Annotated in this window: 12 protein-coding genes; 9 read left to right on the top strand and 3 right to left on the bottom strand. The window is 64.9% G+C overall.

Annotation, left to right across the window (positions count from 1 at the left end):
• Positions 1–25: 25 nt before the first annotated feature.
• Together pth and ychF are read left to right on the top strand one after the other, a co-directional pair.
• On the top strand, positions 26–595 hold the full coding sequence (gene pth, locus AC1VVM_RS11780; RefSeq protein WP_132385304.1) for an aminoacyl-tRNA hydrolase: 570 nt from the start codon (positions 26–28) through the stop codon (positions 593–595).
• A gap of 72 nt (positions 596–667) precedes the next feature.
• Positions 668–1,768: a redox-regulated ATPase YchF gene (gene ychF, locus AC1VVM_RS11775; protein ID WP_482904066.1), complete on the top strand. Its 1,101-nt coding sequence runs from the start codon at positions 668–670 to the stop codon at positions 1,766–1,768.
• A 4-nt stretch (positions 1,769–1,772) separates the two neighbouring features.
• Here ychF and AC1VVM_RS11770 read toward each other — a convergent pair whose 3' ends face one another.
• A complete protein-coding gene (locus tag AC1VVM_RS11770) occupies positions 1,773–2,210 on the bottom strand; it encodes a MerR family transcriptional regulator (RefSeq protein ID WP_482904065.1) in 438 nt (145 codons plus the stop codon).
• A gap of 42 nt (positions 2,211–2,252) precedes the next feature.
• On the opposite strand from AC1VVM_RS11770, the gene AC1VVM_RS11765 reads away from it, so the two are divergent.
• Together AC1VVM_RS11765 and AC1VVM_RS11760 are read left to right on the top strand one after the other, a co-directional pair.
• Positions 2,253–3,008: a MauE/DoxX family redox-associated membrane protein gene (locus AC1VVM_RS11765; RefSeq protein WP_482904064.1), complete on the top strand. Its 756-nt coding sequence runs from the start codon at positions 2,253–2,255 to the stop codon at positions 3,006–3,008.
• Positions 3,009–3,051: 43 nt separating this feature from the next.
• Positions 3,052–4,323, top strand: a complete 1,272-nt coding sequence (locus AC1VVM_RS11760) for an alkaline phosphatase family protein (RefSeq protein ID WP_482955083.1) — start codon at positions 3,052–3,054, stop codon at positions 4,321–4,323.
• Between the two features lie 22 nt (positions 4,324–4,345).
• Here the strand turns inward: AC1VVM_RS11760 and AC1VVM_RS11755 are convergent, their stop codons facing one another.
• On the bottom strand, positions 4,346–4,900 hold the full coding sequence (locus AC1VVM_RS11755; RefSeq protein ID WP_482904062.1) for a hypothetical protein: 555 nt from the start codon (positions 4,898–4,900) through the stop codon (positions 4,346–4,348).
• Positions 4,897–6,711 carry a DNA mismatch repair endonuclease MutL gene (gene mutL / locus AC1VVM_RS11750; protein ID WP_132385299.1) on the bottom strand — a complete coding sequence of 605 codons (1,815 nt, stop codon included), beginning with the start codon at positions 6,709–6,711 and terminating at the stop codon, positions 4,897–4,899. The genes AC1VVM_RS11755 and mutL overlap by 4 nt, the downstream gene beginning before the upstream one ends.
• Before the next feature lie 263 nt (positions 6,712–6,974).
• On the opposite strand from mutL, the gene AC1VVM_RS11745 reads away from it, so the two are divergent.
• The 5 genes from AC1VVM_RS11745 (at position 6,975) to rodA (ending at position 12,808) form a co-directional block, all read left to right on the top strand.
• Positions 6,975–8,021, top strand: coding sequence for a rod shape-determining protein (locus tag AC1VVM_RS11745; RefSeq protein ID WP_132385298.1), 1,047 nt, complete (start codon positions 6,975–6,977; stop codon positions 8,019–8,021).
• 122 nt (positions 8,022–8,143) lie between these two features.
• Positions 8,144–9,040 carry a rod shape-determining protein MreC gene (locus AC1VVM_RS11740; RefSeq protein ID WP_482904061.1) on the top strand — a complete coding sequence of 299 codons (897 nt, stop codon included), beginning with the start codon at positions 8,144–8,146 and terminating at the stop codon, positions 9,038–9,040.
• A complete protein-coding gene (locus tag AC1VVM_RS11735) occupies positions 9,040–9,585 on the top strand; it encodes a rod shape-determining protein MreD (RefSeq protein WP_243652360.1) in 546 nt (181 codons plus the stop codon). Before AC1VVM_RS11740 ends, AC1VVM_RS11735 begins: the two co-directional genes overlap by 1 nt.
• Positions 9,582–11,699: a penicillin-binding protein 2 gene (mrdA, locus tag AC1VVM_RS11730; protein WP_482955082.1), complete on the top strand. Its 2,118-nt coding sequence runs from the start codon at positions 9,582–9,584 to the stop codon at positions 11,697–11,699. Before AC1VVM_RS11735 ends, mrdA begins: the two co-directional genes overlap by 4 nt.
• Complete coding sequence (gene rodA / locus AC1VVM_RS11725) at positions 11,696–12,808, top strand: rod shape-determining protein RodA (protein WP_132385295.1); 1,113 nt, start codon at positions 11,696–11,698, stop codon at positions 12,806–12,808. Before mrdA ends, rodA begins: the two co-directional genes overlap by 4 nt.
• Positions 12,809–12,905: the final 97 nt, after the last annotated feature.

The following is a 12,905-nucleotide window of genomic DNA, read 5'->3' as shown; positions in this document are numbered from 1 at the left end:
GCCCTTTTTCAGGATCAGCTAAGCCATGCAGCTATGGGTCGGCCTCGGTAACCCCGGACCGCAATATGCGATGAACCGCCACAACGTCGGCTTCATGGCGGCGGATGCGATCGCCGAGATCCATCGCTTCGGCCCGGTCCAGAAGAAGTTCCAGGGCTGGCTTCAGGAAGGCCGCATCGGCACGCAGAAGGTGCTGCTGCTCAAGCCCGCGACTTTCATGAACGAGAGCGGCCGCGCGGTCGGCGAAGCCATGCGCTTCTACAAGCTGGCGGTTTCCGACCTTACCGTGTTCCATGACGAACTCGATCTGGCGCCGTTCAAGGTCAAGGTGAAGCAGGGCGGCGGGCATGCCGGGCACAATGGCCTGCGCTCGATCGACCAGCATCTTGGCCCCGATTTCCGCCGCGTTCGCCTTGGCATCGGCCATCCCGGCCACAAAGACCGCGTGCATGGCTACGTGCTGGGCAACTACGCCAAGGCGGAGATGGACCCGCTTGCCGGCATGCTCGGCGCTGTCGCCGCCGAAGCCGATCGCCTTGCCGCCGGTGACGACGTGCGCTTCATGAACGACGTGGCACTTCGTCAGCAAGACTGATCGCGGCGCCAGACTCGCTATCCGCCGCGACTGGCGCTAAGGCGCGGCCAATCATTTATTCCGGAGTTACACATGGGTTTCCGTTGCGGAATCGTGGGCCTGCCCAATGTCGGCAAGTCGACCTTGTTCAATGCGCTCACCGAGACGCAGGCAGCGCAGGCGGCCAACTATCCCTTCTGCACGATCGAGCCCAATGTCGGCCAGGTCGGCGTGCCAGATCCGCGTCTGGACAAGCTGGCCGCGATCGCAGGTTCTGCCAAGATCATCCCGACCCAGCTGTCGTTCGTGGACATCGCCGGTCTGGTGCGCGGCGCCTCGAAGGGTGAAGGTCTGGGCAACCAGTTCCTCGGCAACATCCGCGAGGTGGATGCTGTCATCCACGTCCTGCGCTGCTTCGAGAACGATGACATCCAGCATGTCGACAACAAGGTCGATCCCATCGCAGATGCCGAGACGGTCGAGACCGAGCTGCTGCTCTCCGACCTCGAAAGCCTCGAAAAGCGCGTTCCCGCCGCCCAGAAGAAGGCCGCGCAGGGAGACAAGGAATCGAAGATCATCGCTTCGGTTCTCGGCCAGGCGCTGGAACTGCTGCGCGAAGGCAAGCCCGCGCGCCTCACCCAGCCCAAGGACGAAGATGAAGCCCGCGTGTTCGCGCAGGCTCAATTGCTGACCGCCAAGCCGGTACTCTACGTCTGCAACGTCGAGGAAGAAGCCGCGGCCGAGGGCAACGCATTCTCCGCCCGCGTCTTCGAAAAGGCCAAGGCCGACGGCGCCACTGCCGTCATCGTTTCGGCTGCCATCGAATCGGAACTCGTCGGCATGGAAGCCGAAGAGCGCATGGTCTTCCTTGAGGAAATGGGCCTGCACGAGACCGGCCTCGCGCGGATCATCCGCGCCGGTTACGACCTTCTGCACCTGCTCACCTTCTTCACCGTCGGCCCCAAGGAAGCGCGGGCATGGACCGTGCACCAGGGCGCCAAGGCTCCCGAAGCGGCGGGCGAGATCCACTCGGACATGCAGCGCGGCTTCATCCGCGCCGAGACTATCGCCTATGACGACTACATCGTCCTGAACGGCGAAGCAGGCGCCAAGGAAGGCGGCAAGCTGCGTCAGGAAGGCAAGGAATACGTCGTGCACGACGGCGACGTCATGCACTTCAAGTTCAACGTCTGAACCCTTATCCGGCGCGGGGCTTCTGTCCCGCGCCGCATCCTTGCGTATCCTCGAATGATTCGAGGATGGGACATGGCCCCTCATCGGAACCAGCGCATTCCCGGGCCAGACGGCGCAGCGATCGGCGCGCAGCTTCCAGTTCCGCGATCTCGCGGTCCAGCGCTGCCAGACGCACTTTCGCCATTTCCCGCGCTCTCGGGCGATCTCCCGTGTGATCGAGGCTGATCAGTTCGGCGATCTCGTCGAGGATGAACCCCGCCGCCTTGGCCGAGCGGATGAACCGCAGGCGCCGCACGTCCTCTTCGCCGTAATGCCGCCCACCGCCACCGCCGCCGGTTCGCGCGGGCCGGGGATCGAACAACAGTCCCTTGCGCTGGTAGAACCGCACCGTCTCGACACCTACACCGCTCGAACGCGCCAGTTCGGAAATCGTCAGGGCCATGCTTGACTCCGTACCATGGTACGGAAGGTATAGCCTCTTTCCATGACGCAGCAACCGACCGGAAAGCCGACCGCGGTACTCCACCGCATGGTCATCGACAGACACCCCTGCCCGTGGGGCCTGAAGTCGAAGCACTTGCTTGAGAGACTGGGCTACGCGGTGGAGGACCACTGGCTCACCACGCGCGAGCAGACGGATGCCTTCAAGGCCGCACAAGGCGTTTCCACCACGCCGCAGACTTTCATCGGCGGAGAGCGTATCGGCGGTTACACCGATTTGCGCGCCCGTGTCGGCCTCAGGGTCCACGATCCCAAGGCGAAGAGCTATCGCCCGGTCCTTGCCGTCTTCGCCACCGGGCTGGGCCTTGCCGCGGCGGCGAGTTGGGCAGCCTTTGGCACGCCGTTCACCTTGCGCACGGCGGAGTGGTTCGTCTCGATGACGATGATGCTGCTGGCCATGCTCAAGTTGCAGGACATTGAGCAGTTCTCGACGATGTTCCTCGGCTACGACCTCTTGGCCATGCGCTTCGTGCCTTATGCCTATGCCTATCCGGTGCTCGAATTCCTGACCGGCGCGCTGATGACGGCGCATGCCCTGCCGTGGCTTTCGATCCCGGTCGGCCTCGTGATCGGCAGCATCGGCACGGTCTCGGTGTTCTATGCGGTCTATATCCAGAAGCGCGATCTCAAGTGCGCCTGCGTCGGCGGCTCGGGCGCAGTACCGCTGGGTTTCGTCTCGCTGACCGAGAACCTGTTCATGGTCGTCATGGCACTTTGGATGCTCGCACGAATGGGCTGAGCCGACATCGACCTGTCATCACTTCGCGGCTAGGGGCGCGGGCATGAAACGCTTTCTCCTGCTGCTGGGGGCCTGCCTTGCCCTCCCCCTTTCCGCCGCCCCCCTTCCCGCAGCTGCCCAAAGCGCCCCGCCTGCCGCCGAAGTCCGGACGCCCGTCACGATCCTCGTTTCGATCGACGGATTCCGCGCCGACTATCTCGATCGCGGAATCACCCCCAACCTCTCGGCTCTTGCCGCGAAGGGAATCAGCGCCTCGATGCGCCCCGCGTTCCCGAGCAAGACTTTCTCCAACCACTGGACATTGGTGACCGGAAAAGTGCCCGATCACCACGGCATCATCGCCAATCGCTTCGAGGATCCCACACGTCCGGGTGAAGTCTTCACGATGGCGAGCGACGATCCCTTCTGGTGGAACGCCGCCGAACCGATCTGGGTAACGGCGGAAAAGGCCGGGATCCGCACCGCCACGATGTTCTGGCCGGGCTCGAACGTCGCCTGGGGCGGCCACCATGTTAAAAAGCCATGGGCCGAGGACGTGGGCGGCATGCGCGCGTCCGACTGGCAGCAGTACAATCAGGCCGTCACCCCCGTGCAACGCGTGGCGGCCGTGATCGACTGGCTGCGCCGCCCCGCCGCGACCCGCCCGCGACTGGTGACGCTCTATTTCGATCAGGTCGACACCGCCGGTCACCGCTACGGCCCCGTCGATCCGCACACCGATGCCGCGATTGCCGATGCCGATAGCGATATCGGCCTGCTCGTCTCCCAACTGCGCGAACTGGGTCAGCCGGCCAATCTCGTGATCGTCGCCGATCACGGCATGGCTGCCACCTCCAGCGAACGCACGATCGTACTCGACAAAGTGGCCGACCCGAAGCTCTACGAACTGGGCGACACCGGCCCCTTCGCCACGATCACCCCCGTCAAGGGCAAGGAAGCCACGGTGGCAGAGGCCCTGCTCAAGCCCCATGACCACATGCAGTGCTGGCGGCGTCAGGATATTCCCGCCCGCCTCCGCTACGGCAGCAATCCCCGCATCGCACCGTACTTCTGCCTTGCCGAAACCGGTTGGGGAATCGCCGCCACCGCGCCGACCAAGGTCGAGAGCGGCGGATCGCATGGCTTTGATAACGCCGCTCCCGAAATGGCCGCACTGTTCGTGGCAGCGGGACCGGCGTTTCGCCCGGCGGGCAAGCTGCCCGCGTTCGACAATGTGGATATCGCCCCGCTGCTGCGCGACTTGCTCGCCCTGCCCCAGGCCAGCGACGGCGATGGGGACGATGCCCCGTTCCGTCCGGTACTGACAACGAAGTAGCCGAGCTTTCCCCGCCTGCCGGTCAATCGGGGGCGGGGGTACTCGGGGCCTCCTCAGGGCCGCTCCTGCACGTCACTTCGCCGTCCGCCAGGAAGGCTACGCGCTCCTGCGAATCGTGAAGCACCAGTCGCGCCGGCCAATGCGTATTATCCGAACCACCGGCTTTATCGGGCAGGCTGACAAGGTCGACCCAAGTTGACAGTCCGACGTAAGTTGCCCGCGCATTGCCCGGAAGTTGCGCGCTTTCCAGCTTCGCGGCGTAGCGCTTGAGGTCGCCCTCGATCCGCATGAAGCCTTCTTCGGCATTGGCAATGAACAGCGGATCGGCATCCCCCTGTTTGCGGAAAGTGCAGCCGGGCTTGTCCAGTCCGTAGCGGTCGATATCGATCCGGGTGATGGGCTTGGGGAGGATCGGCTTGAACGGCTCCTTGCTCATCCGTTCGACCATCGCGATGTCGTGCGCATCCTCGGCGTCCTTGCGGGCCGGGCTTCCCTGACCGCAGGCAGCGAGGGTAGCCAGCAGGCTCAAGGTAAGGCCTATCGCGGGGCCCATGCCGGGGATCGTGCGCGGCGTCATTTTCGTCCGAAAAGCTTCTCGATATCCTGGTTGGCCAGTTTAACCCACGTAGGGCGGCCATGGTTGCATTGGCCCGAACGCGGCGTGCGCTCCATTTCGCGCAGCAGCGCATTCATCTCGGCAACCGAGAGCGAGCGCCCGGCGCGCACCGAGCCGTGGCAGGCCATCGTCGCCAGCACCAGATCGAGCCTTTCGCCCAGCAGCAATGCATCGCCGTTCTTGGCAAGATCGTCGGCCACGTCGCGGACCAGCGCATGTACATCGCTCTTGCCCAGCACCGATGGCACCGCGCGCACCAGCATCGCGGAGGGCCCGAAGCGTTCTAGCGAGAGGCCGTAGCGGGCCAACTCAGCGATCTTGTCTTCCAGCGCGTCGCAGGCGGCTTCTTCCAGTTCGACCACTTCGGGCAGCAACAGGGCCTGGCTGCGCACCATGGCTTCCTCGGCACCGGCCGCCTTGAGCCGTTCGAGCACGAGGCGTTCGTGCGCGGCATGCTGGTCGACGATGACCAGCCCGTCCTCGGCCTCGGCCACGATATAGGTGCCTGCCACCTGCCCGCGTGCAACGCCCAGCGGATAGCTGACCGCCTCATCCGCATCCTCGGGCGCGGGTTCGGCGCGGCCCGAGGGCTCGGCCATCATTTCCGCCTCGTAGGAGCGCCAGACAGCTCCGGCTTCGGCCACACGCGGCGCCATCGGACGACTCGGAGTAGGCGCATATTGCCGCGCGAAGAGCGAGCCCAGCGCCGGTGCGGGCTCGGGCGCCACCGGTTCGACCTGCCACATGTTCATGGCGGCGGCCTGCGGGGGCTGCGCGCTTTTCTGCCCGGCCGATTCGAGCGCATGGCGCAGCGCGCCCACAAGGAAGCCGCGAATAAAGGCGGGATCGCGGAAGCGCACCTCGGTCTTGGCCGGATGGACGTTTACGTCGACTTCCTCAGGTGGAATCTCAAGAAATAGCGCCAGCACCGCATGCCGGTCGCGCGCCAGCATGTCCGAATAGGCACCGCGCACCGCGCCCACCAGCAGGCGGTCCTTCACCGGCCGCCCGTTGACGAAGAGGTACTGGTGATCGGCAACGCCGCGATTGTAGGTCGGCAGGCCCGCGACACCCGTAAGCCGCGCGGAACCACGCTCGGCATCGATCAGCACGCCATCGTCAGCCAGTTCGCGAGCAACGAGCCGCGCGACGCGCGACGCCAGTTCCTCGCGCGGCTGTACCGCCAGAACGCGGCGTCCTTCGTGCTCCAGCGTGAAGCCTATGTCGGGCCGGGCCATGGCAAGGCGGCGAACCACGTCCTGGCAAGCGGCATATTCGGACCGCGGCGAGCGCAGGAACTTGCGGCGCGCGGGCACTTTGCCGAACAGATCCTCGACCCGGATGCGGGTTCCCGGCGGCAGCGCGGCAGGCGAATCCACGGCGACCACGCCATGATCGACCACCCGCTTCCAGCCTTCGGAGGCATCGTGTGGGCGGCTTTCGATGGTCAGCCGCGCCACCGAGCCGATCGAGGGCAAGGCCTCGCCCCGGAAGCCCAGCGTCGTCACCAGCTCGATCGCCTCGTCGGGCAATTTCGATGTCGCGTGGCGTTCCAGCGCCAAGGCGATCTCGTCAGGCCGCATGCCGCAGCCGTCGTCCGTCACCTCGATCATGTCGAGCCCGCCTGAGGCCAGACGCACGGTGATCTCGGTCGATCCCGCGTCAATCGCGTTTTCGACCAGTTCCTTGAGCGCGGAAGCGGGTCGCTCGACCACCTCGCCCGCGGCGATGCGGTTGACGAGGTGCTCGGGAAGGCGGCGGATCGTGGGCATTTTCAGGTCTCTGGTTCGGCAGCGGAGGGGTGCTTCGCAGGGCGGTCCTACCGGGACCGGCGCCGCATTCACGAACTGTTCCAGTCCCTAGCGACGAAGCGCGGGGATTTCGAGACAGGCCCCTGCGGATTCCCCCCAAAAAACGACACAAAATTTTGGCGTTTCGCAAATCGATGGTCTAAGGGGCTCACTCTCCTTCAAACAAGCCGGCCACGCCGTCCCCTGACCGGGCGGCAAGCGGCCTGAAAGACAACGGATTACTGATGGCTTCGCTCGTCTCGCGATTCTTCAAGCTCGGCTCCCAGAACATGGCTATCGACCTGGGTACCGCCAATACGCTCGTCTATGTTCAGGATCGCGGCATCGTGCTGAATGAACCGTCGGTAGTCGCCATCGAGACGCTGAACGGCGTCAAGAAGGTCAAGGCCGTGGGCGATGACGCCAAGATGATGATGGGCAAGACGCCCGACAACATCGAAGCCATCCGTCCGCTGCGCGACGGTGTCATCGCCGACATCGAAATCGCGGAAGAGATGATCAAGCATTTCATCCGCAAGGTGCACGGCAAGAAGAACCTGTTCCGCTATCCGGAAATCGTGATCTGCGTGCCCTCGGGCTCGACCTCGGTCGAACGCCGCGCGATCCGTGACGCCGCGTCGAACGCCGGCGCCAGCCAGGTCTACCTGATCCTCGAACCGATGGCCGCCGCGATCGGCGCCGACATGCCGGTTACCGAACCGGTCGGCTCGATGGTGGTCGACATCGGCGGTGGCACCACCGAAGTCGCCGTGCTGTCGCTGCGCGGTCTGGCCTACACCACTTCGGTGCGCGTCGGCGGCGACAAGATGGACGAAGCGATCGTTTCCTACGTTCGCCGCCACCACAACCTCCTGATCGGAGACGCCACGGCGGAACGCATCAAGAAGGACTACGGCATCGCCACCATCCCGGCGGACGGGATCGGCGAAACGATCCACATCAAGGGCCGCGACCTCGTCAACGGCGTGCCGAAGGAAATCACCATCAGCCAGGCCAATGTTGCCGAGGCTCTGGCGGAACCGATCGGCGCGATCATCGAAGGCGTCCGCATCGCGCTTGAGAACACCGCTCCGGAACTCGCAGCCGACATCGTCGATCAGGGCATCGTGCTCACCGGCGGCGGCGCGCTGATCCAGGGTCTGGACGACTATCTGCGCGAAGAGACCGGCCTGCCGGTTAGCGTCGCCGAAGATCCGCTGTCCTGCGTCGCGCTCGGCACCGGCCGCGCGATGGAAGACCCGGTCTATCGCGGCGTGTTGATGTCCGCATAAGCGTTCGCGCGGGCGGCGCGGCCATGAGGGCTCGCGCCGCCCGCATTTGATTCCGGCGAAGGTTTCGTCGGCAAGGCCATTAACGGCGGTGCATCCGCCCATTGTTCAGGAGTGCATGGCGCATGGCGCCGCCCGCAAACAGGCGCTCCAGCTATTCGCGCAGGGCGCAATATTCCACTTTCCTGAGCTATTCTGCGGGCGTGCTGGGCGCGGTCGTGGGCATCGGCCTCGTGGTGGTCTCGCTGGTCAACCCCGACATGTTTTCCTCGCTGCGCGGTTTTGCCAGCGATGCGACCGAGCCGGCCAGCCAGGCTGCGGCCGGCGGGCGGGAACTCGGCCGCAACACCGTGGCCGAGATTTCCGGATTCCTGCATTCCGGCAGCGAGAACGCGCGCATCCGCCGCGAGCTTGACGAAGCCAAAGTGCGCCTCGTGCAGGCACAGGCCATCAATGCCGAGAACCAGCGCCTGAAAGCCCTGCTTGGCATTCGCGACGGTGATGCGACTCCGGTCGCATTCTCACGCCTGACCGCCTCGACCGGCGCCAGCACCCGTCGCTATGCGACGCTGGGCGCAGGCCGCGACAAGGGCGTGATCACCGGCATGCCGGTACGTTCGCCGATGGGGCTCGTCGGGCGTGTGCTCGAAGTGGGTGCATCCAGCTCGCGCGTGCTGCTGATTACCGACAGCGAGAGCCTTGTCCCCGTCCGCCGGGCGACCGACGGCGTCCCCGCCTTCGCGCAAGGCGCAGCCGACGGTACGCTACGGATCCGCCTGATCAACCTCGGCATCAATCCGCTCAAGAAGGGTGACGTGCTCGTAACCTCGGGCTCGGGCGGTCTGTACCGGCCGGGAACGCCGATGGCGATCGTCACCGACCTGCTGCGCGACGGCGCCATGGCGCGTGTGCTCAGCAATCCCTCGGACACCGACTACGTCATGGTCGAAAGAGCATGGGCACCGCCTCCGCCGCCGCCACCTGCGGTGAGCCCCGATGGCAAACCCTTGGGTAAGCGCTGATGTCGTTCAAGACAGCCCGTAACCACGCGCGGCGGAGCATCAACCGTGCGCCCTGGCCGCTGATGGCGCGCACGGTGCCGTGGCTGACGGTCCTGCTGGGATCGCTGGTCCCGTCCTGGCTGATGATCGCGTCCGCCCCGGTGATGCCGCCGATCGGCTACCTGATCTTCCTGTCCTGGCACCAGCTCCGCCCCGGACTTCTGCCGATCTGGGCGGGTCTGCCACTGGGTCTGTTCGATGACCTGTTCTCCGGCCAGCCCTTCGGCTGCGCGGTCTTGCTCTGGTCGGCCTCGTCGATCGTCCTCGATCTTGTCGAAAACCGTCTTCCCTGGCGCAATTTTGTCATCGAGTGGCTGATGGCAAATGGCCTGATCATCGCGTATATCGTGCTCTGCCTCGCTCTGGCCAATTTCGGCGGCGCGGCTTCCCCCATTCGTGTCATCGTGCCGCAGATCGTGATTGCCGTGCTCGCTTATCCGCTTGTTGGGCGCTTTGTCGCCATTTCCGACCGCTTCCGCCTGACCCCGTTCCTGGTCTCGCGATGAAGATCAACTTCCGGCGCCTCATTCAGCCGCGCCACGTCAGCGCCGGTACGCTGCGCAACAGCTTCGACCGGCGCAGCCTGGTCGTAGGCGGCATTCAGGGCGGCATCGGCGTGCTGCTGGCAAGCCGCATGGCCTACCTCGCGATCGGACAGAACGAGAAGTACAAGCTCGAAGCCGAGAGCAACCGCGTCAACCTCTCGCTGATCCCGCCACGCCGTGGCTGGATTCTCGACCGATTCGGCACCCCCCTCGCCTCCAATCGGGCCGACTTTCGCGTCGACGTGATTCCCGAGCGCATGGTGGACAGCGCTCATACGCTGGCGACGCTGGGCCAATTGCTCAGCCTGACGCCGATCGCGATGCAGGATCTGGAAGACAAGATCGACAAGTCGCGCGGATTCGCGCCTGTCGAAGTTGCCAGCGGCCTCGATTTCGAGCGATTCGCCGCTGTCAGCGTGCGCCTGCCAGATCTGCCCGGCGTCGTCACCCAGCGCGGCTTTTCGCGGTATTATCCTACCGGATCCTCGGTCGGCCACCTCGTCGGCTATGTCGGCCCCGCTTCGGCCGAGGAATACGAGAAAGACCGCGATCCGGTCCTCATCACCCCGGGTTACAAGGTCGGCAAGGACGGGCTCGAAAAGTATTTCGAGAAGGATCTGCGCGGCAAACCGGGCGCCCGCCGAGTCGAAGTGACCGCCTCCGGCCGCATCGTGCGCGACCTCGACACGCGCGAGGACGTTCCCGGCAAGACCATCAAGCTCACGATCGACGCCGGACTGCAGGACTATGCCTCCCGGCGCATCGGCCTCGAATCGGGCTCGGTCGTGGTGATCGACTGCACCAATGGCGACATCCTGGCGATGGCCTCGATGCCCAGCTACGACCCCAACAGCTTCTCGGACGGCATCGGCCGCCTCGAATGGAAGATGCTGTCGGACGACGACCACGTGCCCTTGCGCAACAAGGTGCTGCGCGGCCTCTATCCGCCGGGTTCGACGGTAAAGCCGATGGTGGCGCTCTCGTTCCTCGAAGCCGGGCTCGACCCGAACGAATCGGTCGTCTGCAACGGCGGCCTGCGCGTGGGCAACCGCGTATTCCACTGCTGGAACCACCACGGTCACGGCCAGGTCAACATGCTGAAGGGCATCTACCAGAGCTGCGACGTCTACTTCTACAACTTCGCCCAGCGCATGGGCATGGACCCGATCGCGGCGATGGCGCGCCGGCTTGGGCTCGGGCAGGAATTCCCGCTGCCGGTCAGCGGCCAGTCTTACGGCACCGTGCCCGATCCGGCCTGGAAGGAACGCAAGTACGGCAAGCCCTGGGCCGTGTTCGACACCGTCAACGCGACGATCGGTCAGGGCTACTTCTTGGTCAATCCGCTCCAGCAGGCGATGCAGGTCTCGCGAATCGCCAGCGGCAAGAAGCTGATGCCCCGCCTGATCCATGGCGCGCACGATGCGCCGCCCGAATCGCTCGGCGTCAAGCAAGAGCATCTTGACCTTATTCACTCTGCGATGAACGAAGTGGTCAACGGACGCGGTACGGCTGGCAAGGCACGTATTCCAATTCCCGGCGTGCTGATGGCGGGCAAGACCGGTACGGCGCAAGTGGTTGGTCTCAACTTCGGCAACGGCAAGGGCGGCCAGTGGAAGCACCGCGACCACGGCCACTTCATCTGCTTCGCCCCCTTCGACAATCCGCGTTATGCCATCGCCGTGGCTATCGAACATGGTGGTGGTTCGGGCGCGGCCTACCCCATCGCGCGTGACGTCATGACCTACCTGTGGGACAAGCAGAAGGCCATGGAGGTACTCGAAGGCTTCGAGAAGGACTGGGGCGGCACGGCGCAGCAGCGTCTTGAGGCACGCTACCGCAAGTATGCCAACGAATATGGCGTGGGCGCCCCGGCGGTTTCGCCGGAACAGGAAAACCTGGCTGTCCAGCAGGCAGAATCAACAGCGGAAGCACAGCAGCCGATCGTGCGTGACGCCCAGTCGCCCGCTCCCGAACCGGTGGCGGCTGACAATCCGGCGCCGGCCCCCGCGCCTGCGCCCGCCGCCTCTCCCTCTGCCGCCGCCGGTACCGTGCAAACTCCCGGAACTCCGCAATGAGCCGTACCATCGTCCCCGACACCATCGCCCGCCAGCCCTGGGGCATGCTGGTGCCGCTGATGGGACTGGTTTCGCTGGGCGCGGCAGTGCTCTATTCAGCCGCAGGCGGCAGCCTTCAGCCTTACGCGCTCAGCCATGTGCTGCGATTTATCGTGTTTCTGGGCATGGCCATCGTGATCTCCCGCTTCAGCCGGGATTTCTTCCGTACGGTCGCCTATCCGCTCTACGGCGCCATCGTCATCCTGCTGGTGCTGGTCGAGGCGATCGGTGCTGTCGGCGGCGGTAGCCAGCGGTGGCTCAACCTTGGCTTCATGACGCTCCAGCCTTCGGAACTGATGAAACCGGCCATCGTGCTGGTGCTGGCGCGCTTCTACGAAACCCTGCCGCATGCGATGACGGCAAGCTGGCGCGGCCTCGTCCCGGCGGGCCTGCTCATCGTGCTGCCGGTCGCTTTCGTGGCGATCCAGCCCGACCTTGGCACCGCCCTCGCCATCTGTTTTGGCGGCGCGGTGACGATGTTCCTGGCGGGACTGCCGATGTGGTGGTTCGTCGGCGCGGGCCTCAGCGGACTGATCGCGGGCCCCATCGCGTTCTTCACCCTGCTGCACGACTACCAGCGCAACCGCGTGCTGACCTTCATGGATCCCGAAAGCGATCCGCTGGGCACCGGCTATCACATCACCCAGTCCAAGATCGCGATCGGATCCGGCGGCATTTTCGGCAAGGGATTCGGCAACGGGTCGCAGAGCCACCTGCAATACCTCCCCGAGCCGCATACCGACTTCGTCTTCGCCACCATGGCGGAGGAATGGGGCATGGTCGGCGGCTATTTCGTGCTCTTCGTTTTCGCGGTGGTGCTGACCTGGGGCACGCGAGTCGCCCGCAATGCGCCTGATCGCTTCTCCAGCCTGCTGGCCGCCGGCATGACCGCGACGATCTTCTTCTACGTCGCGATCAACCTGATGATGGTCATGGGCCTTGCACCGGTGGTGGGAATCCCGCTGCCGTTCATGAGCCACGGCGGCACCTCCATGATGACCAATATGATCTGCATCGGCACGCTCATGGCGATCAACCGCTGGAGCAGCCGACCAAAAAGCATTTCCTGAAAAAATCTGAAACTACCCCCTTCCCATCCAAATTTTTGCCGCTATAGGAGCCTCTCCGCCGCCGAGGAGGAGCCCGCAAGGCTCTGAAACGGCAGCC

The sequence above is a fragment of the Novosphingobium sp. BL-S-33 genome, from assembly GCF_056857025.1.
The sequence above is the reverse complement of the archived record's forward strand: the minus strand, read 5'-3'. Positions and strand labels throughout refer to the sequence as shown.